22 protein-coding genes and 1 other annotated feature are annotated in these 26535 nt (G+C 29.2%); of the genes, 5 read left to right on the top strand and 17 right to left on the bottom strand.

The genetic code is table 11. From position 1 onward, the window contains the following. Window positions 1-38 precede the first annotated feature (38 nt). The 9 genes from L3B96_RS18350 to L3B96_RS18390 all read right to left on the bottom strand — a co-directional run bounded on the left by L3B96_RS18350 (window position 39) and on the right by L3B96_RS18390 (window position 11872). On the bottom strand, window positions 39-1100 hold the full coding sequence (locus L3B96_RS18350) for a sugar-binding domain-containing protein (RefSeq protein WP_031275614.1): 1062 nt from the start codon (window positions 1098-1100) through the stop codon (window positions 39-41). 370 nt (window positions 1101-1470) lie between these two features. Continuing rightward, window positions 1471-2862, bottom strand: a complete 1392-nt coding sequence (gene rpoN / locus L3B96_RS18355; protein WP_041894052.1) for an RNA polymerase factor sigma-54 — start codon at window positions 2860-2862, stop codon at window positions 1471-1473. Between the two features lie 243 nt (window positions 2863-3105). After that, window positions 3106-3942, bottom strand: coding sequence for a DegV family protein (locus L3B96_RS18360; RefSeq protein WP_065418318.1), 837 nt, complete (start codon window positions 3940-3942; stop codon window positions 3106-3108). 20 nt (window positions 3943-3962) lie between these two features. Then, the gene (locus L3B96_RS18365) at window positions 3963-4424 is read right to left on the bottom strand and encodes a tRNA (cytidine(34)-2'-O)-methyltransferase (RefSeq protein ID WP_238948265.1); all 462 of its coding nucleotides are present in this window, start codon (window positions 4422-4424) and stop codon (window positions 3963-3965) included. 273 nt (window positions 4425-4697) lie between these two features. Then, on the bottom strand, window positions 4698-6194 hold the full coding sequence (locus L3B96_RS18370) for a VanW family protein (protein ID WP_238899289.1): 1497 nt from the start codon (window positions 6192-6194) through the stop codon (window positions 4698-4700). A 188-nt stretch (window positions 6195-6382) separates the two neighbouring features. Then, window positions 6383-7324, bottom strand: a complete 942-nt coding sequence (locus L3B96_RS18375; protein WP_011967939.1) for a glycoside hydrolase family 25 protein — start codon at window positions 7322-7324, stop codon at window positions 6383-6385. A 78-nt stretch (window positions 7325-7402) separates the two neighbouring features. Beyond that, window positions 7403-8911, bottom strand: a complete 1509-nt coding sequence (locus L3B96_RS18380) for an ATP-binding protein (RefSeq protein WP_238899288.1) — start codon at window positions 8909-8911, stop codon at window positions 7403-7405. Then, complete coding sequence (locus L3B96_RS18385; protein ID WP_011967937.1) at window positions 8901-9608, bottom strand: response regulator transcription factor; 708 nt, start codon at window positions 9606-9608, stop codon at window positions 8901-8903. The genes L3B96_RS18380 and L3B96_RS18385 overlap by 11 nt, the downstream gene beginning before the upstream one ends. Window positions 9609-9952: 344 nt before the next feature. After that, window positions 9953-11872 carry an ABC-F family ATP-binding cassette domain-containing protein gene (locus L3B96_RS18390; RefSeq protein WP_238948266.1) on the bottom strand — a complete coding sequence of 640 codons (1920 nt, stop codon included), beginning with the start codon at window positions 11870-11872 and terminating at the stop codon, window positions 9953-9955. A gap of 260 nt (window positions 11873-12132) precedes the next feature. On the opposite strand from L3B96_RS18390, the gene L3B96_RS18395 reads away from it, so the two are divergent. Further along, on the top strand, window positions 12133-12747 hold the full coding sequence (locus L3B96_RS18395; RefSeq protein ID WP_238948267.1) for a TetR/AcrR family transcriptional regulator: 615 nt from the start codon (window positions 12133-12135) through the stop codon (window positions 12745-12747). Between the two features lie 110 nt (window positions 12748-12857). On the opposite strand, the gene L3B96_RS18400 is transcribed toward L3B96_RS18395, so the two are convergent. Further along, window positions 12858-13337, bottom strand: coding sequence for a hypothetical protein (locus L3B96_RS18400; RefSeq protein WP_238948268.1), 480 nt, complete (start codon window positions 13335-13337; stop codon window positions 12858-12860). Between the two features lie 164 nt (window positions 13338-13501). Here L3B96_RS18400 and L3B96_RS18405 point away from each other — a divergent pair, with 164 nt between their 5' ends. After that, window positions 13502-14806, top strand: coding sequence for an aminotransferase class V-fold PLP-dependent enzyme (locus L3B96_RS18405; protein WP_238948269.1), 1305 nt, complete (start codon window positions 13502-13504; stop codon window positions 14804-14806). Window positions 14807-14970: 164 nt separating this feature from the next. Here the strand turns inward: L3B96_RS18405 and L3B96_RS18410 are convergent, their stop codons facing one another. Next, window positions 14971-16188, bottom strand: coding sequence for a 6-phosphofructokinase (locus L3B96_RS18410; RefSeq protein ID WP_011967932.1), 1218 nt, complete (start codon window positions 16186-16188; stop codon window positions 14971-14973). Window positions 16189-16376: 188 nt separating this feature from the next. Between L3B96_RS18410 and L3B96_RS18415 the strand changes: the two genes are divergently transcribed. Both L3B96_RS18415 and L3B96_RS18420 read left to right on the top strand, forming a co-directional pair. Beyond that, window positions 16377-16928 (top strand): manganese efflux pump, encoded by a 552-nt coding sequence (locus L3B96_RS18415; RefSeq protein ID WP_011967931.1) that lies wholly within the window; start codon window positions 16377-16379, stop codon window positions 16926-16928. Window positions 16929-16985: 57 nt separating this feature from the next. Continuing rightward, a complete protein-coding gene (locus L3B96_RS18420; protein WP_011967930.1) occupies window positions 16986-17399 on the top strand; it encodes a Fur family transcriptional regulator in 414 nt (137 codons plus the stop codon). Between the two features lie 167 nt (window positions 17400-17566). Here the strand turns inward: L3B96_RS18420 and L3B96_RS18425 are convergent, their stop codons facing one another. From L3B96_RS18425 to L3B96_RS18450, 6 genes are all read right to left on the bottom strand, one after another. After that, a complete protein-coding gene (locus L3B96_RS18425; RefSeq protein ID WP_077854122.1) occupies window positions 17567-18472 on the bottom strand; it encodes a D-alanine--D-alanine ligase in 906 nt (301 codons plus the stop codon). 155 nt (window positions 18473-18627) lie between these two features. Further along, a complete protein-coding gene (gene nth / locus L3B96_RS18430) occupies window positions 18628-19260 on the bottom strand; it encodes an endonuclease III (RefSeq protein ID WP_011967928.1) in 633 nt (210 codons plus the stop codon). A 16-nt stretch (window positions 19261-19276) separates the two neighbouring features. Beyond that, complete coding sequence (locus L3B96_RS18435) at window positions 19277-19981, bottom strand: lysophospholipid acyltransferase family protein (protein WP_023973670.1); 705 nt, start codon at window positions 19979-19981, stop codon at window positions 19277-19279. 526 nt (window positions 19982-20507) lie between these two features. After that, entirely contained in the window at window positions 20508-21098 is a 591-nt protein-coding gene (epsC, locus tag L3B96_RS18440; RefSeq protein ID WP_017212509.1) for a serine O-acetyltransferase EpsC, read from the bottom strand. 140 nt (window positions 21099-21238) lie between these two features. Continuing rightward, window positions 21239-22150 carry a cysteine synthase A gene (gene cysK, locus L3B96_RS18445; protein WP_011967925.1) on the bottom strand — a complete coding sequence of 304 codons (912 nt, stop codon included), beginning with the start codon at window positions 22148-22150 and terminating at the stop codon, window positions 21239-21241. A gap of 100 nt (window positions 22151-22250) precedes the next feature. Continuing rightward, window positions 22251-22540, bottom strand: a binding site (T-box leader). Window positions 22541-22721: 181 nt separating this feature from the next. Continuing rightward, window positions 22722-23969, bottom strand: a complete 1248-nt coding sequence (locus L3B96_RS18450; protein WP_011967924.1) for a CBS domain-containing protein — start codon at window positions 23967-23969, stop codon at window positions 22722-22724. A gap of 560 nt (window positions 23970-24529) precedes the next feature. Between L3B96_RS18450 and L3B96_RS18455 the strand changes: the two genes are divergently transcribed. Continuing rightward, window positions 24530-26533 carry a YgiQ family radical SAM protein gene (locus L3B96_RS18455; protein ID WP_238948270.1) on the top strand — a complete coding sequence of 668 codons (2004 nt, stop codon included), beginning with the start codon at window positions 24530-24532 and terminating at the stop codon, window positions 26531-26533. The last annotated feature ends 2 nt before the right edge of the window (window positions 26534-26535 follow it).

Raw genomic sequence — 26535 nt, forward strand, 5'->3', positions numbered from 1 at the left:
ATAAAAATAAATTTTACAAACTAATTTAATAACTGAATTTAACTATTTAGTTTACTTAATATTCCTTTGGCTGCTGCCTCATCTGTAACTAAAACACCATCATTGTCGTTATATTCAGTTGCAATAATTGACTCTACTTTATTTTTCCCACCTGCTACTGCAATATGTGTTTTTATTTTTCTTGCTTCATTAATTTTAATTCCAATTGCGGTAGTTTCTGAGATTATTTTCGAATCTTTATTAAAATAACATCCAAATGCTTCTCCAACAGCTCCATTATTAATCAAATTATCAATTTCTTGCTGTGGTACACCTCTTTTTCGAGCCATTTGCACCGCGTTACCTATACCATAAATTAGTACATCTGCCTTATGTATAGTATCTATAACAACTTTTACTGCCTCTTCTTTAAGCAAGGTGCCTATTATATCTAGACTCAAATTTTCTGAGATGTGAAGCATCTTATAAGTACCATTTAATTTTTTTGCCAAAGTGGCTGCTAACGTATTGGCCTGGGTTTCAACCTTTTTCCCCATTCCACCTCTAGCTGGTACTACTTGTATCTGAGATAAATTTGTTACTCTTGGAAAAGCTTCTACAACTTCTTTTAAAGTGCTCCCGCCTGTTAATGCTATAATAGAATTATCTTTTAGCACATCTTTAACATAATTAGCACATGCTTTTCCTAAATCCTTTAAAACTAAAGGATTTTCTTCTACATCTCCTGGGACTATGATTACTTTTTTTAAGTTAAGAGAAGATTGTATTTTCTTTTCAACTTCTGAAAGACCTTTTATTTCATGAATGAAATCATTTAGTTTGTGTATAATCTCTACGCCTTCACTTGTAACTGTCATTCCAGAAGTATTTATCTCAATTAAACCTTGTTCTTTTAAAAAACCTATTTCTGTTCTAACTGTTCTTTCACCAACATTTAACATATCAGCGAGTACTCTTCGTCCTATAGGTTGATTATGAAAGATTGTTCTGAGTACGTTATACCTTTTCTCCAATGTATTTACAAGCTCAGGAACTATCTTCTTTTGTAATTCTAATATTTCCTGCAACTCAAACACTCCTTTGGTCACTACGTGTCCCATATCATTTCATTACGTCCCACATCTATTATTATAAAACACCTTTTTGAAATTTTAAAGTCTTTAGGAAAACTTTTTTTATAATATTTCAAAAAAAACAAAAAAACCCTAACAAAATAAATTATTAGCAAACTTTTTTCTAGTTTTATACAGCGTTTCATATTTAATATTATTACGCTTAATGATAGCTATGTGAAATAGTATTTTTGAATTCAAGAACCATTTTATCAACTGTCAATATTAATTACAGAAAAAGTAATCATGAACTTTATATATTACTATACTCAAAGTTAACATATTCTTAAAACGTAATTGAATATTGACAATTGAATTTTTAACATTAAAATTTCAAAGTAATTATTTTATGGAATTTTTATAATCTCTTCCTTGCAGAAGATGATTTAATACCTAATTCCTCTCTATATTTTGCGACAGTTCTTCTAGATATATTCATATTTTTTTCTACTAACATAGAACTTATTAGTTGATCTGACAAAGGCTTACTTTTATTCTCTTCTTCTATTATTTTCTTTATTTCATTTTTTATTTTTGAAGTTGCCATATCTTCATTATTATTTGAGGATAACCCACTTGCGAATAAATCTTTTATTTTAACTGTTCCATAACTTGTTAAAACATATTTATCTTTAATTGCTCTACTTACAGTAGATTCATGAAGATTGATTATTTCTGCAACTTCTTTTAATGTCAAAGGTTTTATATACTGTCTTCCAAACTTAAAGAAATCATTTTGCTTTTCAACAACACATTCTAACACCTTATATAATGTATTTTTCCTTTGCTCTATTGACTTAATTAAGAAAAGTGCTTGATTAATTTTTTCCTTAACGTAAGTGTTTGTTTCTGAATCTTGATTATTTCTTAAAACATCTCTATATGTTTTATTTATCATAAGTCTTGGCAAAACACTTTCATTCATCAAAATGAAAAATTCACCATCAACATTCTTTATTTCAGCATCAGGAATTATATAATTAACCTCTTCTCCTGTATAAAATCCTCTTGATGGTTTAGGTTCCAGCTTTTTTATTAAATCACCATATCTTTGAGCTTCTCTTGGATTTATATTAAGGTCCTTTGCCACAGTTTCATATTTATTTTCTGCAATATTTTCTAAATGATTTAAAATTATCTTTTCTATTACATCATCTAAAATATTTAATTTTAGACTCTGGATAAGCAGACATTCCTTGATATTCCTAGCACCTATTCCATATGGTTCCAACGCCTGTACCACTTCTAATGCCTTATTAACTATCTCTTCAGGTATATTCAATTCTTCTGCAAGTTCTCCTGTTGATATTTCCAAATAGCCTCTATAATCCAATGATTCAACAATATAATTACATATATCTAACATATATTGATCTATGTCGGCTTCAATCAACTGCTCTTGTAAATATTCTTTTAGTGATACTTTTTTCTCAATGAAATTTAATGGCGAAACTTCTTCATTAGAATAATTTGTTTCTGATCTATCCTTGTAATTATCAGAATATAATTCTTCAACTAATTTTTTATGATCGTATTTGTCTTCTATATTAACGTCTCTGTTTATCTGTTCATCATCATATGAGCTTATTTCCTCATTAACCTCTAACACTGGATTTTCCGAATATTCATTGTCAATATATTCTCTCAAATCATGAAGAGACATTTGTAAAAGCTTTATGGATTGTTGCATATTTTGAGTGAGTACTAATCTCTGTTCCTGGGTCATCTTCATGTTATAATCCAAATTCATAAGTTTCCTCCTTATAATTTATATAAATTATTTTTAATTAAACGTATTCATTAAATTTATTGAAGTGATCTCTCTTTCTATTAGTATACCTCCTATTCTGTAAATATTGCAAGTCCACTATATGTAACTATGAAAATTAGGTCTGGTAAAATAAATATAAAAACATGCTTATATACTACTTATATCAACTATGTTTAAATATAAATTGTAGCTAAAAGCATGTTTTTTATTTATTAATTAAATTTATTTATTTAAAAAGACTAATCCACAGCAGCCAGGTCCAGAATGTATACATACAGTTGATCCAACTGGACATTCAATAAAGTTAACACCATTGTCCTTCATATATGTTCTAAGTGCTTCCTTTACTTCAATATTATTTACGTCAATCAATATTACAGGTACTTCATCATCTAACGTCGCGTTTTCTAAATCACTAATAATTTTCTTAATCGCCTTTTTATTTCCTCTAATTTTATCTTTAACTGACATTATACCATCTTTTATTTCAAGTATTAATTTTATTCCAAGCATTCCACCAACCATGCCAGCAGTTTTTGAAATTCTTCCGCCTCTCACGAGGTATTCTAAAGAATCAAAGTAAACTGAAAGCTTAACTTTATTTCTAATGCTATTTAATTTTTCTTCAACTTCTGAAATATTATAACCATTTTCTCTGAGCTTAACAGCTTTTAATACAAGTATTCCTAAAGCGGCTGTTACATTCTGAGAATCAACAACTATTATATCTTGGCTTTCTAGCATTTCCTTAGCAATACATGCCGATTGGTATGTTCCACTCATCACAGAAGACATATGAATTGATATAATTTTATATCCTTCCGCTAAGTACTTCTTATATATTTCAACAAATCTATTCGGAGTAACTTGAGCTGTAGTTGGAAGTATATTTTCATTTCTAATTCTTTCAAAAACTTCATCCGTATTTATCTCAACGCCATCTAGATAACTTTCTTCACCAAAGTTTATCAATAATGGCAAAACTTCTATATCGTATTTCTCATATATATCTTTTGGCAGATCAGCAGTGCTATCTGTTATAATTTTTATCTTTTCCATATATCTTCATTCCTCTTCAATTATTTCATATTAGGAAATCCTATCTGCCTTAAAGCTTCATAAGTCACTATAGCTACTGTATTAGATAAATTTAAACTTCTAGTACTTGATTTTATCATTGGAACCCTAAATCCAATATGTCTATTATGCACTTCTTCAGGAACTCCACTAGATTCTCTTCCAAACATTATAAAATCCCCTTCTTTGAAGGAAATTTCATCAAAATGCGTTTCTCCATGTGTAGTGGATAAATATATTGTTTTATTACCATATTTTTTCAAGAATTCTTCATAGCTATCATGTATTTCTAGTTCCAAATCTTTCCAATAATCTAAACCTGCTCTTCTCACTTGCTTTTCATTTATTTCGAACCCAAGAGGTTTTATTAAATGCAGCTTGCTGCCTGTTAAAACGCAAGTTCTTGCAATATTTCCAGTATTCTGAGGTATCTCAGGTTCATATAATACTATATTTAAATTCAAAACGTCACCTTCTCCTATTTTGTACAAAAATTATTTCACTTTAATTTAAAATTATACTATATGGTTCATAACAAGTCAAAAATAATAATTATATAGTCATGGAAGAATCTTTCAATATTAAATGTATATTATTACATATTCTAATTAGTAAATTATTCAATATATTAAAGTTATCTTGTCCTTGAATAAAACTTAAGCATACTTTCTTTAATTCATCTTAATAATTCCTAAAGAAAATATGCTTTGAGTTTTTTGTAAATATTAAATTTTTACCTATTGTGTTGGTTGAGCTACAGGTGGTTCTGCTGTTGGCTGAGCTGCTGGCGGCTCTGCTGTTGTTTCTGGCTGTTGAGTCGCATCTACGGGTTGAGTTCCTTTTTTGACTACTATTCCTACACTTGCATAAGTATCTGTTGATACTACTTCTCTATTCACTTCAGAACCATTTTCATAAGTTATCTGATATGCTCTTGCTCTATAACCAGTCATTCCAGCTCCCTCTGTTACTTCTTGTCCCACTGGTAAACTGCTATCATCTACCACTTTTGTTTCTGGTGGTATTGTTTCAAGAATTTCACTTGCCATATCATATGTTCTTCCATTTAAAGCACTAGGATCTCCATATATACTGTAAGTCACTACTTTACCTGACGTATTCCCTTGAATATATATAGGAAAATCATATGTGTTTTTAAACTTATAATCTAAATATCCATATGAAACAGTGGCATCAAGCCCAGGTTGTGCATAACCAACAGCCATGGAATGATTTGTTCTTTCAATAGACCTTAGGTTTGCTTTCATAGCAGCTCTATAAATAGTGGTCGATACTTGACATATTCCACCACCAATTCCGGGTTCTATTTTATTTCCAACATATGTTCCAGCTTCCTTATAACCTCTTTCAGCTGTTCTAGGTCCTACAACATCATTAAAACTAAATATTTCTCCTGGCATAACTATTGTTCCGTTTATTGCTGAAGTAGCTATTTCTATGTTATTACATCTTCCTTCCGGCGATGTGGAATAATTTGATGAAAAAGTACCCATTACTCCTTTTATCTTGGATAGATCTTCTTGAGTTATTTTAGGTTTTGTTACTTCTAAATCAATTGATACTGAATTATCAGAATTAATATCTCCATTTATATTTTCTTTCAACTTCTGATCTAGTGTATCTAAATTAACTGTCTTTCCTTCTGTCTCTGGTTTAATCACAATATTATTCTTTTGTATGCTAACTGCTGCATCTTTAGCAGGTTGATTAACAGCTATCTGAAGTTTTTCCTCGTATTCCTTCAAATTTTCTTCATTATAAGAAAATTTGATTGGAACCTCCTTGCTCTTACTATTATTACTCTTTATGCTTATATATCTGCTTAAGACCCCATCTTTTTTTCCAAGTTTATAAGCCTCTTCAACAGTTGCATCTATATCATATTTAGGATTAATATCAGAGTAAATAAGTTCATATTGTTTGTCCTCTATTTTAATAGATAACTTTTTATTTTCTATAGATGTTACAAATGTTTCGGTAAGCTTATTCTTAGCTTCTTCTTTAGTCATTCCTCCAATATTTACTTCTTGTACAGTTACTCCCGGATATATTTTATCATCCCACTCCTTAACTATACCTTTTATAGCTATTGAGTATGCAATTAGTGCAGCAGCTCCTGCTATAATTAATGTAAATATTGCGAGCATAATTTTCTTCTTTTTATTATAATTGTTTTTAGAAGCGTTTGCTCTTTTGCCGGTGCGTTTTTCCACTCCCTTATTCTCCTTTCAAGGAATTAAATATCATACATCTTCTATGTTTAATATTTATTTTGAGTACATTTATCGATGATAATTTACATATTTTTCAAATTGTCATCAATGTTTTCATTATATCATATTCCAACTATCAATAGAAATATGATTATATTCCCATATAAGCTGAAATACGATACTATTTATTATAGATTTACTTTTGCACGAGTTTTTGAAGTTTCTCCATCATAATCAAAAGCTTCAATTGATACTTCTACTGGTGCATTCTTCTGAGTATTTACCTTATTACTAGTTATTAAATAACTTGTAGCATTTTCATCAACAGTTCCAACCCATTCTCTATTTACAAAAATGTTATATCCCAATAAATCTACATCAGGATTTCTATTCCAAGAAACATTTATGTTCCTATTCTGGTACGCTGCCTTTAATCCAGTAACAACACGAGGCTGCCTTAATAAATCTACATTATCCGGTCCCCAATTTGCATCAACAGGATTCCCAATTCCTTGTACAGTTTGGCTTTCACTATATTGCCATATCCTCCATCTGGTCCAGCCTCCAACATTAGGAGGGAATTCAGGATTAATAGGGATACTTGTATACATTGCAATCCATAGTGGCATATTTTTTAGTGGATAGCCACGTCCAGGAATATAAAAATTATCATAAAGCTCTATAAAATTTGTTCCTGTGTAAATCATAAGCCTTCTTCTAGTTTTTCTTTCAAATCTTTTTCTAAATCTATCAATCCAATCAATTAATGTTCTTGTACTTATTGATTTATCCAAAGGTGCCTCTACATCTATTACAGGAAACAAATCCCCATAATCATTGTTTCCGAACCCCTGCTGCAGTGTATTTATAAAGTCATCACATTGTCTATCCGCATCTGTTAGATCATAAGATGGCATAGAAAAATGATATGCTCCAACTGGGATTCCATAATTCCTACTATTCTTCGCATAATCTACAAACTTTCTATCAACCCTAAACCTTCCTGTTGCAGATCCTGACGCTCTCAAGTACAAAAAATCTACTTTTGTTGCCAATACGTTAAACTGAACACTTGTTGTATATTCATTTATGTCTACTCCAAAACGACTGTTAGGATTTTTGTTTTGCATATTTCCTCCACATAAAAATACTTCTCTAATATAAATATTAATTTACAACAGAAAAAGTACCTATAATTTAGTAATTAATTATAGGTTTAGTTGTACATAAAAACTTATATTATTTCCTACTGATTCAGCCCATATTTTGCCGTCATGCAATTCTACTATATTCTTAGAAATAGCTAACCCAAGACCTGATCCTCCTGTATTAGTATTTCTAGATTCATCTAGTCTATAAAATCTATCAAATAATTTTTCACTTTTTTCTTTTGATAAATGGTCTCCTTTATTTCTAAAAACTACAATGGCTTTACCATCCTTCTCATATAATCCTATTAATATTTCTCCTGGTTTATACGAATATTTTATTGCATTTGTTATTATATTTTCAAAAACTCTAAGCATCTTTAATGTATCTATAGAAACTGAGATTTTTTCAGATTCGAATTTTTTATATATCGTTAATTTATTTTCATCAAGTAACGGTGTCAATTCTTCTATTAATTGTGATAGAAATTCTGCTAGATTAACTTTAGTCTTTGTTAGTGTTATTCCGCTGTTATTTAGCTTAGTATACTCGAATAAATCATCAATTAGTAGCTTTAATCTTTCAGCTTTATTGAATGCTATGTTTAAGTATTCCTCCATTTCTTTTTCATCTTTATACCTGTTTTGAATAACAAGCCCTATGTATCCCATCACAGATGTTAGTGGCGTCCTTAAATCATGAGAAACATTCGTTATCAAATCTGCTTTTGTTTTTTCTGCATCTCTCTCAGCACTAATTTTCTCTCCAATTTCTTTAGCCATTTGATTTATATTATAAGCTATATTTTTAATTTCATCTGTACCCTTCTCTTCTATCCTATAATTCAAGTTACCACTTGCTATTATCTTAAGACCGACTGCAATCTCATCTAAATATTTCATCTTATTATTAGTTATTACAACAAATAAAACTATAAAAACTATAACTGTAAGAATTAGTGCTAAAGATGAATTTGACGTGCTAATTGTATTGTATGTTATCCTTGCTTCTGGAATCTTTGAATAGATTAAATACACCCTATCAGTTCCTATCTTTAGAGGCATTATATAACTTTTTTCTCTTGGTTCACCAATCTCTTCACTATTTACATTTGTCATTGCACTTTTTAGTGCACTATAAATATCTATATTTTCCTCTGCAACATTTTTAGTTTTATATAACACCTTTCCATCTAAATCTGTTATATAACTTTCCTCTCCATCAGATACATTTTCTAAAATATCATTAATCTTATCGTTATCTTCTAATTTCAAATTTTCTTGAGACTCTATTTGTTTAGCCAAATCATTTGCAGACCTCTCAATAGAATCATAATCATATTTTATCTGCGGCTCAGTATGCTCTCTCTTAAAAAGATTATTAGAAAAACTATAAAAGATAAATGCTACTAAAAAGCATATTCCTATAACCATCATAAGTTCAAATCTTATATTCTTCTCAATTCTCTTTTTTATACTTCGTATTAATTTTTCAGTATACTGTAGTAATTTTGAATTTGGAATGTCATTGCTAAAAGTTCTATGCCTTCCAACATCTTTATTTCTCAACTTTATATCCTACCCCCCAAACAGTCTTTATAAATCGAGGATTTCTTGGATTTTCTTCTATTTTCTCTCTTATTTTTCTTATATGAACCATAACAGTGTTATCAGAAGTCATGAATTCCTGATTCCAAACACTCTCATAAATATTTTCTATTGAAAATACTTTACCTCGGCTTTGAGCTAACAATGATAATATATCAAATTCTGTTGGAGTAAGTTTCACTATATTATCGCCTAACAATACTTCATGTGTTTCTAACTTTATTTTAAGATCTTCTATTTGTATTATATTTTCTTCTTCTACTTCTAACATATTTGTGTTCTTACCAAACATATGAAATCTTCTAAGTTGTGACTTGACTCTTGCAACTAACTCTAATGGATTGAATGGTTTCGTTAAATAATCATCTGCTCCCATATTAAGTCCTAATATCTTGTCAATATCTTCACTTTTCGCAGATAACATTATTATAGGCATTTCTTTAATCTCTCTAATCTTTAAACAAGTCTCTATTCCATTTAAGTTAGGCATCATAACATCTAATATAATTAAATCTATATCATTATCTCTAACTAAATTAATAGCTTCCAAACCATCACATGCATTTATAGTATTAAATCCATCACTCTTAAGATATATATCAACTAAATCTCTTATTTCCTTTTCATCATCCACAATTAGAATAGTTCCTTTTTCCAAACATTCCATCTCCAATCTAAAAATTTTATATCTGAATTCTATTATAATTTCATTCTAACCTAAATATCTTAAAAAAAATTACTAGTAGTTCTTAATATTTTATAAAATATGTTCATGCATATTTTTATGTCTGACTATCAAAATAATTAAAATATTCTCTATATGTGCATATAATACACATATAATTTCCTGATAAAAGGCATGCATTGTCATAGTTTATGAAACCTAATAAACTGTAATTAAGTTCACATTTGCACCATACACAAAACATGCCTTTATTTATAATGTTAATAGTCTTTCTCCCAGTTTTCTCTTTATAACTTGTTAGTCTATCTCACATTAAACTAACTAGAAAGCTCTTCCCATTTTTCATATAATTTTTCAATAGTTTCTTGAAGATTCTTAATTTCCTTATTTACTCTCTCACTTTCAGATGGATTAGAATAAACTTCTTCTTTACAAAGTTCCTCCTGTAACTTTTCAAGAGCTTCTTCATTTTGAGTTATATTAGTTTCTATATTCTTAATTTCATTTTGCTTAGCCTTAGCTTCTTTCTCTAGAGCCTTTTTCTTTTTCTTTTCTTCATTTAATTGAGTTTTTGTCTTTCCAGATGCTAGCCCCTCATATGTTTCAAATCTCTGTGGATTCTTCTTTTTTTCAGTATAGTAGCTATAATTCCCAAGATATTCATTGACTCCATGCTCTTCTAATTCCAATATTCTATTAATTACTTTATTTAAAAAATATCTATCATGGGAAATTACAATTAATGTACCATCATAGCTTAAAATTGCTTCTTCAAGAGCCTCTCTCGAAGGAATATCCAAATGATTTGTAGGTTCATCTAATAGAAGTAAGTTTGATTTAGATAACATTAATTTTAGGAGATTTATTCTACATCTTTCTCCTCCGCTCAACTTGTTTATTTCTTTAAATACATCATCGCCTCTAAAAAGAAATGATCCAAGAAATCCTCTAAGTTCACTTGTAGTTAACTCTGGAAAGTCATCCCATACTTCATTTAATATTGTCTTATTAGGATCAAGATTAGATTGTTCCTGATCATAGTATCCTACATTAACATTTACTCCTAAAACCTTAACTCCTGAATCACTTTTAACTTTATCCATTATTATATTAAAAAGTGTGGTTTTCCCCCGGCCATTTTCACCTATTAACGCAATCTTTTCTCCTCTTTTTAAATCAAAAGATAAATTATCGAATAATTTCTTTTCTCCATAGCTTTTAGCCAACTTTTCCACATGAAGCACATCATATCCACTTTTAACGGAAGCCTCAAATTTAATCTTAGATGCGGTTTTTTCTTTATCAGGAGCATCTACAATTTCCATTTTATCAAGTGCCTTTTCTCTACTTTCAGCTGCTTTTATACTTTTCTCTCTATTGAATGACCTAAATTTTTCTATTATTGCTTCTTGTCTTTTTATTTCCGTCTGTTGTAAATTATAAGCTTTTAATTTAGCCTCATAATCTTTCTTCATAAGTTCTAAAGATTTTGTATATGGAGCATTATAACAATTCACATGACCATTTATAACCTGAAATGTTGCTGTCGTTACAGAATCCAAGAAAAATCTATCATGGGAAATTACAATTACAGTTCCTTTATAAGTTTTTAAATATTCTTCAAGCCATTCAATTGCTTCCAAATCCAAATGATTTGTAGGCTCATCAAGCAATAATATATCAGGATTTAAAAGTAATAGCTTACAAAGTGCGACTCTAGTTTTCTGCCCTCCACTTAAAGTTGAAATTAGTTTATCAAAGTCACCTTCATTAAATCCCAATCCCTTAAGAACTCTAGATATTTCTCCCTTATATGTATATCCACCTCTGTTTTGATACAGATCTTGGGCAGTTCCATAGTCTTTTATAATTTTCTCATGATATGAAGCATTATTTTCATCATACGTTTCATTCATCTTAGCTTCTAACTCTGTAATCTTCCGTTCTAACCTTTGAAGATCTTCAAAAACAATGAGCATTTCATCATAAATCGTTTTGCATGAATCTAATGCTAAATGTTGAGCAAGATAACCCAAAGATTTATTTTTATCTATAAAGACTTCTCCATCATCTTGCGTAATTTCTTTTGATAATATCTTAAATAAGGTCGTTTTTCCTTCTCCATTTGATCCAATTATACCAACCTTATCTCCTTCATTTATTGAAAATGTTACATCTTTTAAAATAGTATTTATACCATAACTTTTACATATATTTTTACAACTTAATACAATCATTTTTTATCCTCCAGTATTTCATACGAAAATCCAGAATTTAAACTATAAAGGTTTAATTTAATATTAAAACGTAAATCCTATATATAATGGATTAATAGTTTAACTAAATTTTCTCTACTAAATTATACTATCTTATCGGTGTTATATCAATTTAACTATATTAAGAGTTAATTGATAATTTTTTATTATCTCTACGTAAAATTTGGATTATTATTTAATTTGCTTTATAATAAGTTAAACACGTAATTTGGAGGCAAAATATGACTTTAAAGAATAACAACAAATCTCTTACCCAGAATAAAAAACAATTAAAAGAGGAAGAGTTATTTTTAGCGGCATATGATTTATTTCTTAAAAATGGCATAGAAAAAACTTCGATCGATGATATAACTAAGAATGCAAAAGTAGCAAAAGGAACTTTTTATCTGTATTTCAGTGATAAATACGATATTTTAAATAAATTAATTCTTCAAAAAAGTAATGCAATAATACGAGAAGGATTAGCTAAAACAAATGCTTTTGGAAGCAAAGATTTTAAAGAACGTACACTATTCTTTATCGATTATATAATAAATTATTTAAAAGATAATGTTTCTCTGTTGAAGCTAATTAATAAGAATATTTCATGGGGACTTTATAGAAAGGCAATAATGAAACCAGAAGCATATAATGATGTAAAGAAAGTTCTAGATATTTTTGTAAAAAACCTAACTAAATCGGGAATGAACGAAGAAGAAGCTGAAATGACATTATTTATGATTTTTGAATTAGTTGGCAGCATATGTTTTACTACTATAATATTGAAAGAACCAACAGATATCGAAAGTATAAAACCAATACTTTTTAAAAAAATTTTAGCTATGATAAGCGTGTAACTCATATATATTGAAACCTATTTTTAAAAGCTATGTAAAGAAATATCTTAAAGATTTTACATTATAGTAGTTGTAAATCTTCAAGATATTTTTGTATGTTAAACTGGTTATTAATAGTTATTATTTTTATCGCAATATGATAATGTAAGTTTTATCAACCTTTTTATAATTACTCTAACTATCGGACGAGGAATTCTATATGAATAAAGAGTCGCGAATATTCCTGGATGTCTTCTTTCAATTCTAGCATAAATTTTATTCACATCATTATCAGAATTATTTCTTTCAAGATCTTCTTCATTTAAATCTAAATCAAGACCTCTTAGTGCATCAAAAGTAGTAGGTATTTCATTATTAGCTATGTTATTAAAATTGAGACCACTACTAATTCCCTCATTTTGATTATCGGAATAATAACATAATTCAGGCATGCCTGTTTCGGAAGGAAATAAATCTAAATTACGATTATTATCATCAATACCAAACGAAGCTTTTTCGTAGATATTTGTACTCATAAATGCTGGTGGAACAAATCTAATATCGTTATCACTCGAGCTGACTTGAGACATATACTTCTTATCAGGGTTCATTTTAAACTACCTCCTATAAATAAATAATATTTGCTTCTCTTAATTAATATGCATAACAATTATATATAGTACAAAATGGAAAGAAAAAGATATGAATTTTACAGCCCTCTTAAGCGAACAATAAATATATTATAGGAATAATATATATATTGGAGGAGATGCATATGAAGATAGAAAATAAGGAAAACATTAAAGACTTATTTGTTGGATTAGATGAAAAAGTGTGTGATTCAGATGGAAACTGTATAGATGGAATAAATTTTGATAATGCAGCTACAACTCCGCCTATTAAGTCAAGTATTGAATATATAAAACAATTGAGCAATACTTATGCTTCTATAGGACGAGGAACAGGTCAAAAAGCTGAAATAACCACCAATTTATATAAAGAATCTAAAAATTTTTTATTGGATTTTTTCAATGTAAAAGATAAAGATAAATATGTTGTAATATACGTTAGTAATACAACTGAAGGTATAAACAAACTAGCAAAAACTCTTACTAAAACTCCAGACGAAATAGTATTAACCTCTAGAATGGAGCATCATTCAAATGATTTGCCTTGGCGAAAAAGAGGTAACGTTGATTATATCGAAGTAGATCAACAAGGCAGACTTAAACTTGAAGAGTTGGAAGAGAAACTAAAGAAAAGCAATGGTAAAATAAAATATGTATCTCTTACTGGAGCTTCTAATGTAACTGGTTATATAAATCATATTCATTTTATAGCAAAACTGGTTCATAAATATGGTGCCAAATTGATTGTAGATGGTGCACAACTTGTACCGCACACAAGAGTTAATATTAGCGGGGACACAGATGATGATCAAATTGATTTCTTGGTATTTTCGTCGCACAAAATTTATTCTCCCTTTGGTATAGGAGTCATAATAGGATTAAAAGAGGATTTCATGGATGCAGATCCAGATTATTTAGGTGGTGGAACCGTTGAATTAGTAATGGATAGAGAGATTAAGTTTCTTACACCACCAGAGAAGAATGAAGCAGGAACACCAAATTTTTTGGGTGTAATGAGCTTAGTTAATTCATTACGAGTTATTAATACCATTGGATACGACTATATAGAAAAACATGAAAGACTTCTTTTAGAGCACACTATAGAAGGACTTAAGAAAATCCCTAAAATTATAAACTATGGAGATACTGAAAACATCAGTGATAGGCTTGGAATTGCTACCTTTAATATAGAGGATATGTATCATCATGATGTAGCTGATATCTTGGCTAAAAAGAAAGGAATTTCTGTAAGACATGGCTGGTTTTGTTCCCATCCATATTGTAGAAGGCTCATGAACGTAAGTGAAGATGAAGCTAAAGAATTCCTTGATAATCCAGACAAAAAAATGTTAGGAATGATACGAGTAAGTTTTGCATTATATAATTCAATTGAAGAAGTTGATACCTTTTTAAATGTATTAGAAGATATCTCTTTACGAAAAATAAAATAACAAATTTTCTTGATTTAGAACTAAAAATAAATAGTATAATAAAATTTATTATACTATTGAAAATTCTATTAATTTATAGGATGTATAAATGAAATTCTTCATATATACATCCTTCTATTAGTTAAATATTAAAACATCTAAGCTTATTATTTTATACTTATTATCTATTGATTAAATACCTTATATTTTGGAAGATTTCTCTCAAAAGCTAAATTAGGAGAATCTTTGATTAATGGCTCAAAATATGAGCACGCTTCAGGTGTTACAAAATTACCTTCTTTATTAATCCATTCTATAGGGAAATACTTAACATTATTTGCTACATCTTCTGCATTAACTAATGGGTAATTCACTTCATAAGGCTCATTAGATAACCTGTTAATGCTAACCATTTTCCCTGATTCTCCTTGTGAAGCATATTGTAAAGCCATCTTTCCAGCATTATACGCTTCTGTTAAATCAGTGTCTGAAGCACAATGCATTGCACAACGTTGAAGAACCCCAAGTTGTAGTGCTTTTACTCTTGTTGTAAATCCAGCATCAAGAATTATCCTTCTTAAGTATTCAGATACACCTCCTAATTGAACATGTCCAAATTTATCTTGAGAAACACAATCAAATTCAGAAATGAATCTTCCATCTTTATCTCTTATTCCTTCTGATACAATTATATACACTTTATTTTGTTCTTCAAATCTTTGCCTAACATCATTTAAAAATTTAATTTTATCAAAAGCTGCTTCAGGAAGATATATAAAATCTGCAATTGGTTTTCCATCAAGCTTTGCAATACATGCAGAAGCTGCAAGCCATCCTGTATCCCTTCCCATTGTTTCTAAAATAAATATACCGTTGTTTATGTAAACTGATGCATCTAAATATGTCTCAAGCGCTGTTGTTCCAATGAATTTTGCTGCGCTGCCAAAGCCAGGAGTATGATCAGTGAATTTTAAATCATTATCAATAGTTTTAGGTATACCTATAAAACTTATTCCAATATCATTTTGTTTTGCATATCGTGAAAGCTTTGCTATGGTATCCATAGAATCATTCCCACCAACATAAAAGAATGACGTTATATCATATTCTCTAAGTATTTCTATTAAACTTTCATATTCTTCACTACAAGAATCTAAATCTTTTAATTTATACCTACAAGATCCAAGTCCTGAAGATGGAGTAAATCTAAAATTATCTATTTCATTTTCTGAAACTGATGACAAATCAATTATATTTCTATTTAATATACCCTCAATACCATTTAGGCCTCCATAAACTTTTTCAAAAGTTTTTAGTTCTTTATTAGCATTTAAAAGTCCTACTACACTTGAATTAATTACTGCTGTTGGCCCCCCAGATTGAGCTATTATACAATTTGACATGAAATTTCCTCCTTGTTTGCTATACTAATTTGGTTAAATATGCTATACTATTTAGCCAATAGTAATACACTATTTATTAATATACAACAAAAAAAAGATTTAATAAAGACTTTTTTTAAAATTTTTGCATATATTAAAAAAACTTTAATTATTATAGAGTAAGTCTAATTTTAAAGGAGGAAGAGAAAATGAATTTGTACGACATTATAATAATAGGAATTGCACTGGCCATGGATGCTTTTGGCGTAACATTAGGAATCGGTCTAAATCCTAGAATTAATAGAATCCATAAAATAAAGTTTTTATTATCATTTGCATTCTTTCAGTTTTTATTTACATATGTAGGTGGAAGTTTAGGATATTTATTTGATACTTATATTACATGCATCCCTTCCATTGCTGGTGGAATAATTATGGCAATCGTAGGAATTCTTATAATAATAGATGGCTTTAAGGAAAAAGAAACTGAAATTTTAATAAAGAATACTACTTGTTTAATACTTGGAATATCAGTTAGTATAGATGCACTAGTTATAGGATTCACTGCATTTCATGAGATTTCATACAATCTACTACTTTGTGTTGATTCAATTTTGATTGGATTAATCACTTTATTTACATGTACAGTAGGTTTTTTTATGTGCAGATACATTAAAAAGATAAAATTTGTTACAACGTATGCTAATTTTTTTGGCGGGATAGCTCTTATATTTTTTGGTTTTAAGATGATATTTTTTTAAGATATTAAATATATGTGATATAATATATTTAATATTTAGCTGTTAGGGGATATGAAAATGGAACCAAAGGAAATTCTTAAAAATAAAGGAATTAAAATAACTAAAGGAAGAACAGAAATCCTAAGTATATTAAAAAATTCTGAAAACAGTTTGTCAGCTGAAAAAATATATCAGATTTATAAAAGCAACAATATAAATATAAATTTGAGCACGGTTTATAGAACTTTAGAATTATTTGAAGAAAAAGAAATTATTGAAAAAATAACTCTAAATGATGGAGTCTTTTCATATAAGCTAAAAGGAAAAACTCATAGGCATCATTTGGAATGTGATATATGTCACAAAGAAGTTGAAATCCCTTGTCCTATGCTTCAAATTCAGGAATTAGTTCAAAATGCGACTGGCTTCACTTTAACAGATCATGACTTGGTTATGAAGGGCGTATGTAAAGATTGCAAGAAGAAACAATAACTAAGTTGTCTTAATATAAGTTATATTTTCTAAAAGGTTTTACAGGAAGATTTGCAGATTGTTTTCAATAGAAATTATGATAAAAACTACTTGTCTAAGGTATTCTTAAACAAGTAGTTTTTCAATTTTAATGTTATAAATATTCAAAAAGTTTTATAATTCATATACTATCTTCTTATTTTCAATGAATCCTGTATAATCATATCTATCAGTTCTGAAAATCCTATATTCAAAGCTGCTGCACTTTTAGGAATTAGGCTATTTTTAGTCATTCCTGGAAGAGTATTTATTTCTAAAATGTATGGTACACCTTCCTCTGTAACTATCATATCAACTCTAGAATACACTTCGCATTTAAGTGCCTTATAAGTTTCTAACGCCATCTTTTCTACTTCCTTGTGTAACTCTGCTTCTAGCTCAACCACTATTTCTTCTGCTCCTCCATCTTGATATTTAGATGTAAAGTCAAAGAATTCGGCCTTAGGCTTAATTGCAATTACTGGAAGCATTTTATTATTATATACAGGACAAGTTATTTCATCACCTTTTATAAATTTTTCTATCATAACTTCGCTATCCCATTTAAAAGCTTCTGAAACACAGTTTTCAATTTCCTTCTCTTCTTTAACTATGAATGTTGCAACACTTGATCCACCATGAGTAGGTTTTACTACAACTGGATATCCTAATTCATTTATTTTATTGAAATCTATATTATCACCTTTTCTTAAGTTAATCCAAGGAGCAGTTCTAATCCCATTTGCCTCTAAAACGGATTTTGATACATCTTTATCCATGCACATAGCACTACTTAAAGGCCCACACCCTGAATATGGTATACCTAGTGTTTGAAGCACGGATTGAACTGTTCCATCCTCTCCAAATTGGCCATGTAAAGCTAAAAGTGCGAAATCTATCCCTTTAGATTTATTTATTATATCTTCTTTTTTATCTATTACAATTGGTAACACTTCATACTTTTCCTTGTTTATATTTTCAATTATAGATTTTCCACTTTGCAATGATATCTCTCTTTCTGATGATATACCACCCATTATAACTCCAATTTTCATAGATTACCTCCAAAATACTTATTAATATTTCCTGTTAATTAAATTTATTCATTCTAACTTATCTTTATTTTATTAAATTAACGGCACAATTAAAAGAACCACTTTGACTATAAATTGTCTTAATTGTGGTTCATGAAAATTTTATAAATATTCTTTTATCTGTTAGTTTTATTATCATAACTACATAAATCCTTTATTGGACATTCCCCACACTTAGGATTTCTAGCACTACAACATCTTCTTCCATGAAATATAAGTAGATGATGCATAAGAGTCCACTCTTTCTTTGGTAGTTCTTTTTGTAATTGTTTTTCAACCTCTAAAACATTTTCCGAATCTGCAAGTTTTAATCTATTTGATACTCTAAAAACATGTGTATCTACAGCAATAGATGGTACATTAAAGGCATTTGATAAAACTACATTAGCTGTTTTTCTTCCCGCTCCAGCAAGTGAAGTTATTTCCTCCATTGTCTTTGGAACTTCTCCGTTAAATTTTTCCTTAAGTTGATTGAACATAAGTATTAAATTTTTAGATTTATTTCTATATAGACCTATCTGTTTTATCCTTTTTTCAAGTTCCTCGTTTGTTAATGTTAAAAGAGAATCTAAATCTGGATAATCCTTAAATAAATCTTTCGTTACCTCGTTTACTTTTTTATCTGTTGTTTGAGCAGACAATATTGTAGCTATAAGCAATTGTAGTGGTGTTCCATAATTCAATTCACATTTTGCATCTGGATATGTCTCTTTTAATATATCTACAATTTTTTTTGTCCTTGCTTTCATATCTTTTGTAATCTCCTTACTTATAAATTCCTCTATAACTTTCAGGTAAAAGACTAGCTATACTCCTCATTAGGATATCCATACATTTATTATCATATTCATGTTTGTCTTCATCCTTTTCTTTAGCAGGAAATACAATTTTTTCACCTATGTTTATAGTAACATCAGCATGCTGCCATTTCTCTGCTCCCATATCGCCACTTTTACTTATAGGTAATAACTTATCTGTTCCAGACATACCAATTGGAATTATTTCTGCTTTCGCCATCCTTGCAAATAACAGAATTCCCTTTTTACCTTCTATCATAGCACCTGTCCTACTCCTAGTACCTTCAGGAAATATTAAAATATCATTTCCCTCTTTAAGAGTTTTAACAACTCTTGTAATAGCTTCCTTATCAGCAGAATTGGGCTTTATTGGTATGTTCTTCACTATCTGAGTTCCTAATTTCGTTATTGGATCTTCTGACAATTTTATTCCCATTACAAAATGTGGATCACTTTTCTCTTTTAGCATTTTTGATAAAACTAATCCATCCGAATTACTCAAGTGATTACATACAAATATTCTTGGTTTTTTTACTTTATCTATATTATCTGCTCCATTAACAGTTATATTAGCATATTTTCTTATATAATTATCTACTATTTTTTTTGCTATTTTTATAATTATCCCTTCTGGCATCATTCTTATTAATTTTATTGCAACTGGTGATAACATTTTTCTCCAACCTTTCTTAATAATCACATTTTATATTATACTACTAATTACATTTTATTACAATTATTCAATTCTATACAAGTATTACATGCATAATATATTATTGATCATTATTTATATACATTATATATGCTTTCATATGTCTATGCAATTACCAAAAATATTAAGGTTATTGTAAGATTTAACACCAGTTATACTAATATCTTCTTTTATTATTATAACTTATTCGCAAAAATCATTTTAATTATAAGCAAGATAAATTAATGTAACTTATTTAGCTTTAGCAGAATCTCCATATAAAAAAATACATTAACTAAACTTTCTTGCTCTAAAGTTTAATTAATGCATCTCTTAACTTTTAGATTATAATACATTTCTTAATAAAATAATTAATAAAGAAATGTTGTATTTTAATATTTAGTAAAACATCTTAACTTAGTAAAATTCCTATAAATAAATGCTACCGAACTATACAATATACAAGTTTATATTAATTGTACTTCATATACTTCCATATTCTAAAGCATTAAATAACCATATCGTTAAATATTTTCTTTTTGCGTCCTTTTAAATCACTAATTTCAATTATTGCTGCACTTGCACTATTTCTAACAATGTTTTTAGCTTGAACTCCTATTGCAGTTGCCATTGCTGGCACATTCTTTACAACTACAGCATTAGCTCCTATCTTGGCACCCTTCCCCACAGTTATAGGTCCAAGTACCTTTGCACCTGTGCCTATTAAAACGTCATCTTCGATAGTTGGATGCCTTTTCCCTACATCCTTACCTGTACCACCTAGAGTTACACCATGGTAAAGCGTCACATTGTCTCCGACTTCTGCAGTCTCACCTATAACTACTCCCATTCCGTGGTCTATAAACAGCCCTCTTCCTATCTTAGCTCCCGGATGAATTTCTATACCTGTTAAAAACCTAGATAATTGGGAAATTAATCTCGCCAAGAAAAACCATTTCTTTAAATATAGAGCATGTGCAATTCTATATGATATTAATGCATGAATACATGGGTACAATAATAATACTTCTAGTTTACTTTTAGCTGCTGGATCTTCATTTAAAACTCTTTCTAGATCGTAATTCAATTTTTTAAACACAGCCTATTCTCCTTTCTATAGTTTTCAGTAGAGCTTTTCACATATACAATTATTAATAGAACTTCATTGGTATCTTAAGTTAAATCAATCGTTTCACTGTTAATTTCTGATTATTAATAAAACTTTTATAGTTAAATTAATTAATCATATAATCCCATAGATATATACTTTTCTCCCCCATCTGGAGCAATAGCCAATACCTTTTTACCTTTTCCAAGTCTTTTTGCAACCTGTATTGCTGCATATACAGCTGCACCTGAAGATATTCCAATCAATACACCTTCATTTTCAGCAAATGCTTTTGCTGTTTTAAATGCATCTTCATCTCTTACTTGTAGTATTTCATCTACATATTCCTTATCATAAACTCCTGGAACAAATCCTGCCCCTATACCTTGAATTTTATGACCACCTGGATTTCCACCACTTAAAACTGGTGAATTTGCTGGTTCAACTGCAAATGCTTTAATATCCGAATTCTTCTTTTTTAAATTTTTAGATACTCCTATCACAGTTCCACCACTTCCAACGCCTGCAACAAAGGCATCTAAATCTGGAATGTCTTTATATATTTCTTCTGCTGTTGTTTCATAGTGCTTTTCTGGATTAGCTATATTTTCAAATTGTTGAGGGATAAAAAATCCTTCTCCACTTCCTATTTCTAGAGCCTTTTCTATAGCTCCTTTCATCCCCTTAGATCCTTCAGTCAATATCAGATTTGCACCGTATGCTTTTATGAGATCTCTTCTTTCCTTACTCATTGTTTCTGGCATTACTATTGTTACACTATAACCTTTCAATTTTCCTATAAGTGCGAGTGCTATTCCTGTATTTCCGCTTGTAGGTTCTACTATTGTTGCCCCTGGCTTTAATACTCCTTCTTTCTCAGCTCTTTCGATCATTCCTAACGCTGCTCTGTCTTTAACACTTCCACCCGGATTAAATTTTTCAAGTTTTACGTATATATCTGCACTATTTTCGTCCTTAATTAAATTATTAATTTTTAAAATAGGTGTATTTCCTATTAACTCTAATCCTCCATTATAAACCATATTATTATTCTCCTCCTCAAACTTCTACTAATTTTAGTATATCTTTTTACATTCTTTTTATATTAAATATAATAAAAAAACTTCATCCTCCATAAAAAATTATAGAGACGAAGTAAATTTCGCGGTTCCACTCTAATTGGATTAAATAACTAATCCCTCTCAATTTTGATACTTAAGATATCATATCACTATAACGGGTGATCCCGGAAAATCATACTAAAAAATATATCAAAAAATCAATGGATATACTATCGCTCCATTTTTTAATATATTTAATTTCAAATTTCAACTCCAAAGAGCACTTCACATAAATTCTAGATAAAAAGTTCTCAGCATCCTTTTCTCTCTGTAAACTTCCTTTATGCTACTTTTCTTTTTCATAGTTTTTAATTCTTAGTGTTTTGATAGGTTTTATATTATAATTATATTCTTTCTAAAAAAAAAGTCAATACTTTTTAAAGTTTTAATTAAAAAGTGTTGACTTTCTTAAATATATAAAAACAAGTATTCCTGATGGGTAAATACTAAAACTAAAATATTTTTTTTATTAAAAATTTAAATAATTTATGTTCTAATTTTTCTTCTTCCAGAGTGGATACAAAAATTCATCTATTAAATCATGAATAATTACTATTCCAATTAATTTTTCGTATTCATCTACTACTGGCACTGAATTCAAATCATATTTTGAGGCAACTTCTATAGCTTCGCTAATTTCATCATCATGCCTTACACGTGATACAGAATAGTCCATTATTTCTCTTATCTTCAAATCACTATCACTAACTATTAAATCTCTTAAAGATACCACACCTTGAACACGTTCTTCTTCATCCGTTATATAAATATAATAAATAACTTCTTCATCTGGTTTTGTTTCTTTCAATATCTCAATAGTATCTCCAACTGTAATATCTAAATTAACAGATATAAATTCTTTACTCATTATACTACCAACAGTTTCATCCTCATATTGCAACAATTCCTTAACTTCATCTGCATCTTCTTTTTCTAAATTCACTAATATTTTTTCTCTTTCCTCTTCATCTAAATCATCTAACAAATCAGCTATCTCATCATTAGGCATATTTTCTAGCACTTCTACAGTTTTGCTGTCAGATAGCTCCTTAATTATTGTCCCCTTGTATTCTGAATCTATTTCCTCTAATGTATCGGCCGCTAAATCCTCATCCAGTGATTCCAATACTTGTTTTCTTGAGTTTGTATCTAGATTTTCTAATATATCTGCAAGGTCCGCTGGATGTAGAGTTGACAATTTTTTATATGGTATGGATAATTTCAAATTATTTTCAACCATTTCCAAGGATTCAACATCATCCCATCTTAAAACTTTATCTTCTAACTTCTTTCTCATGATCCCGTATATAAATTTCATAATACCAGCTATCTTTAGTCTTCTGTATCTAGCTAATTTTCCTGTTTCAACTCCAATAACTCTGTATTCTCCTGCAATTTTTGCGATTCTCAAATCATTAACCCTTACAACTTGTTTTCCATTTATATCAACTATCTTTTTATCTAATAGATTTTCTGAAAGAAGATAACTATACCTCATCGGTAATATTTCTTTACTTCCTCTTGTTGTGATCTTAATTTTACCATCCCTATTTAAAAATTCTATATATCTAAACTCATAATGAAAGGCTACTCCGTCCTTTTTAAGCTTATATCCAATTATTCTAGGATATCCATCCTCCGTAGTCACATAAATGTCTCTTAGAGTTCCTAAAACATCACCAAACTCGTCATAAACTTTTTTATCTAGAATGTTAGTATATAGAAATATAGATAATTCCATCTTAATTATTTCCCCCCTACTTCTGCAGAAAGAAAATCCTTAAGTAAAATTAGTATTGTAACTAAATTGCATCTACTTATATCTTTTAAGGCAAGATAAAAGATTTTCCTTCTGAATATATTTAGTTTTTGCTATATTATAGTTTATATTCTGAGGTCCTTCCTCCATCTTTTACACCGCCCTGTATATCTTCACTTAGTTATATTTTACTACTATCTCTAATTATTATATTACATAGAAGTAAAAAGGCAATAATTTTTTGTTTTGATTTATCTTTTGAACACATAAAAATTTCTTTAATTAATCCTCAATTTGTAAATTATAAATATTTCTTTATGAGTTGCATTGAATTTACACTACACTTGCCTATTGATATTGTTTGTAAACTAATTATTGTTATGTTAATATACTTTAAGAATAAGCTTTAAAAGCTTATTCATTTGACTTTTTAATTATTTATTACGTTAGTATAATATCCCAATATAGCGATCTTTAATATACGTAATTTTAATATAAATATGCTTTAAGTAAAATAAATTAAGAATTGGAGTTAATATTATATGAAGCTTTGTAAAGAATTCTTACCTATTAGTAAAGAAGACTTGAAAAAAAGAAAAATTGACCAATTAGATTTTATTATTGTTTCTGGCGATGCTTATGTAGATCACCCTTCTTTTGGTACTGCTATTATAGGCAGAACTCTTGAAGCACAAGGTTTTAATGTTGGTATTATAGCTCAACCTAATTGGCATAGTTCTGAGGATTTCAAAAAATTAGGTAAGCCTAAATATGGTTTCCTAGTTAATTCAGGGAATATAGATTCTATGGTTAATCACTATACAGCCGCAAAGAAAACAAGACGTGAAGACTTATATTCTCCTGGAGGAGAGGCTGGCCACAGACCAGATAGATCAATAATTGTTTACTGCAATAGAATACGTGAAGCTTATAAAGATGCAGCTATTGCAATCGGAGGAATAGAGGCAAGTCTTAGACGCTTTGCTCACTATGACTACTGGGATAACAAAGTTAGAAGAAGTATCCTTGTAGATTCTAAAGCTGATTTATTGATGTACGGCATGGGCGAAAAAACCGTTGTTCAAATTGCAGAGTTATTAAGATATGGAGCAAATATTAAAAATATAACAAGTGTTCGTGGGACTTGTTATTTGACTAAAGATATATCTAATATTAAAAATGCAGTTATAGTCCCTTCATTTGACGAAGTATCTACGGATAAGGAAGCTTATGGTGAAGCTTATAAATTAGAATACTACGAACAAGATTCTATAAACGGTAGAACTATAATTCAACAATACGGTGATAGATATTTAGTTCAGAATCCACCTCAAGAAAACTTAACTCAAGAAGAAATGGATATGACATATGATTTACCTTACACAAGAACCTATCACCCTATATATGAAGAAAAGGGCGGCATACCTGCAATACAAGAAGTTAAATTTTCTATAACAAGCCATAGAGGCTGTTTCGGCTCATGTTCATTTTGTGCGCTAACATTTCATCAAGGAAGAGTAATTCAGAATAGAGGGCAAGAGTCAATAATTGACGAAGCAAAGCTTTTAACGACTTTACCTGACTTCAAAGGATATATTCATGATATTGGAGGTCCTACTGCAAATTTTAGACATAGAGCTTGTAAGAAACAAATAGAACACGGTACTTGCAAAAATAAACAATGTATGTTCCCTAGCCCATGTAAAAACTTGATAATAGATCATACTGAGTATCTTTCTCTATTAAAGAAAGTTAGAAAACTTCCTGGAATAAAAAAGGTATTTATACGTTCTGGTCTAAGATATGATTATTTAATACATGATAAAAATGATGCATTTTTTAAAGAATTATGTGAGCATCATATTAGTGGTCAGTTAAAGGTTGCTCCAGAACATGTAGTTCCAAAAGTATTGAATCAGATGGGTAAACCAACAAGAGAAGTCTATGATAAATTTGTTAATAAGTATTTTCAAATTAATAAGCAAATAGATAAAAAGCAATTTTTAGTGCCTTATTTAATGTCATCTCATCCAGGTTCTGATCTTAATGCAGCAATAGATTTAGCATTATACATTAAAGAGATGGGATATACACCTGAACAAGTGCAAGATTTTTATCCAACACCAGGAAGCTTATCAACAACAATGTATTATACTGGATTCAACCCAATTACCGGAGAAAAAGTTTATATTCCAAAAACACCTGAAGAGAAAGAAATGCAAAGAGCTCTAATACAGTTTGCTGTTCCTAAAAATTATCAAAAAGTAAAGAAAGCTCTACTTAAAGCTCACAGAGAAGACCTAATTGGCAATAGTAAAAACTGTTTAATAGGCTTTGCTCCTGGAAAACTAGGCTATCAAGGTAAGCATAAATCAAACGATGGTCCTAGGAATAACTCAAATAAAAATTCAAATGTTAGTAGTAAAATATCTAATGAAAAAAATTCTATGAGTAATAATAAGAAGAATTCAACTAATAGCAATAAAAAACACTCAAATAAACATTCATCTGATAATTATTCAAATAGAAGAAAAAGAACCATATAAAA

Origin of the sequence: Clostridium sp. YIM B02569 (assembly GCF_022320765.1) — a bacterium.
Classification (GTDB): Bacteria; Bacillota; Clostridia; order Clostridiales; family Clostridiaceae; genus Clostridium; species Clostridium beijerinckii.

What these genes read in the sequence shown, in the direction of transcription:
- L3B96_RS18350 (WP_031275614.1), bottom strand. Translation starts at nt 1,100, where the DNA reads ATGGGACACGTAGTGACCAAAGGAGTGTTTGAGTTGCAGGAAATATTA.
- rpoN (WP_041894052.1), bottom strand. Translation starts at nt 2,862, where the DNA reads ATGAATTTGGATTATAACATGAAGATGACCCAGGAACAGAGATTAGTA.
- L3B96_RS18360 (WP_065418318.1), bottom strand. Translation starts at nt 3,942, where the DNA reads ATGGAAAAGATAAAAATTATAACAGATAGCACTGCTGATCTGCCAAAA.
- L3B96_RS18375 (WP_011967939.1), bottom strand. Translation starts at nt 7,324, where the DNA reads ATGCAAAACAAAAATCCTAACAGTCGTTTTGGAGTAGACATAAATGAA.
- L3B96_RS18390 (WP_238948266.1), bottom strand. Translation starts at nt 11,872, where the DNA reads ATGATTGTATTAAGTTGTAAAAATATATGTAAAAGTTATGGTATAAAT.
- L3B96_RS18395 (WP_238948267.1), top strand. Translation starts at nt 12,133, where the DNA reads ATGACTTTAAAGAATAACAACAAATCTCTTACCCAGAATAAAAAACAA.
- L3B96_RS18400 (WP_238948268.1), bottom strand. Translation starts at nt 13,337, where the DNA reads ATGAACCCTGATAAGAAGTATATGTCTCAAGTCAGCTCGAGTGATAAC.
- L3B96_RS18405 (WP_238948269.1), top strand. Translation starts at nt 13,502, where the DNA reads ATGAAGATAGAAAATAAGGAAAACATTAAAGACTTATTTGTTGGATTA.
- L3B96_RS18410 (WP_011967932.1), bottom strand. Translation starts at nt 16,188, where the DNA reads ATGTCAAATTGTATAATAGCTCAATCTGGGGGGCCAACAGCAGTAATT.
- L3B96_RS18415 (WP_011967931.1), top strand. Translation starts at nt 16,377, where the DNA reads ATGAATTTGTACGACATTATAATAATAGGAATTGCACTGGCCATGGAT.
- L3B96_RS18420 (WP_011967930.1), top strand. Translation starts at nt 16,986, where the DNA reads ATGGAACCAAAGGAAATTCTTAAAAATAAAGGAATTAAAATAACTAAA.
- L3B96_RS18425 (WP_077854122.1), bottom strand. Translation starts at nt 18,472, where the DNA reads ATGAAAATTGGAGTTATAATGGGTGGTATATCATCAGAAAGAGAGATA.
- nth (WP_011967928.1), bottom strand. Translation starts at nt 19,260, where the DNA reads ATGAAAGCAAGGACAAAAAAAATTGTAGATATATTAAAAGAGACATAT.
- L3B96_RS18435 (WP_023973670.1), bottom strand. Translation starts at nt 19,981, where the DNA reads ATGTTATCACCAGTTGCAATAAAATTAATAAGAATGATGCCAGAAGGG.
- cysK (WP_011967925.1), bottom strand. Translation starts at nt 22,150, where the DNA reads ATGGTTTATAATGGAGGATTAGAGTTAATAGGAAATACACCTATTTTA.
- L3B96_RS18450 (WP_011967924.1), bottom strand. Translation starts at nt 23,969, where the DNA reads ATGGAATTATCTATATTTCTATATACTAACATTCTAGATAAAAAAGTT.
- L3B96_RS18455 (WP_238948270.1), top strand. Translation starts at nt 24,530, where the DNA reads ATGAAGCTTTGTAAAGAATTCTTACCTATTAGTAAAGAAGACTTGAAA.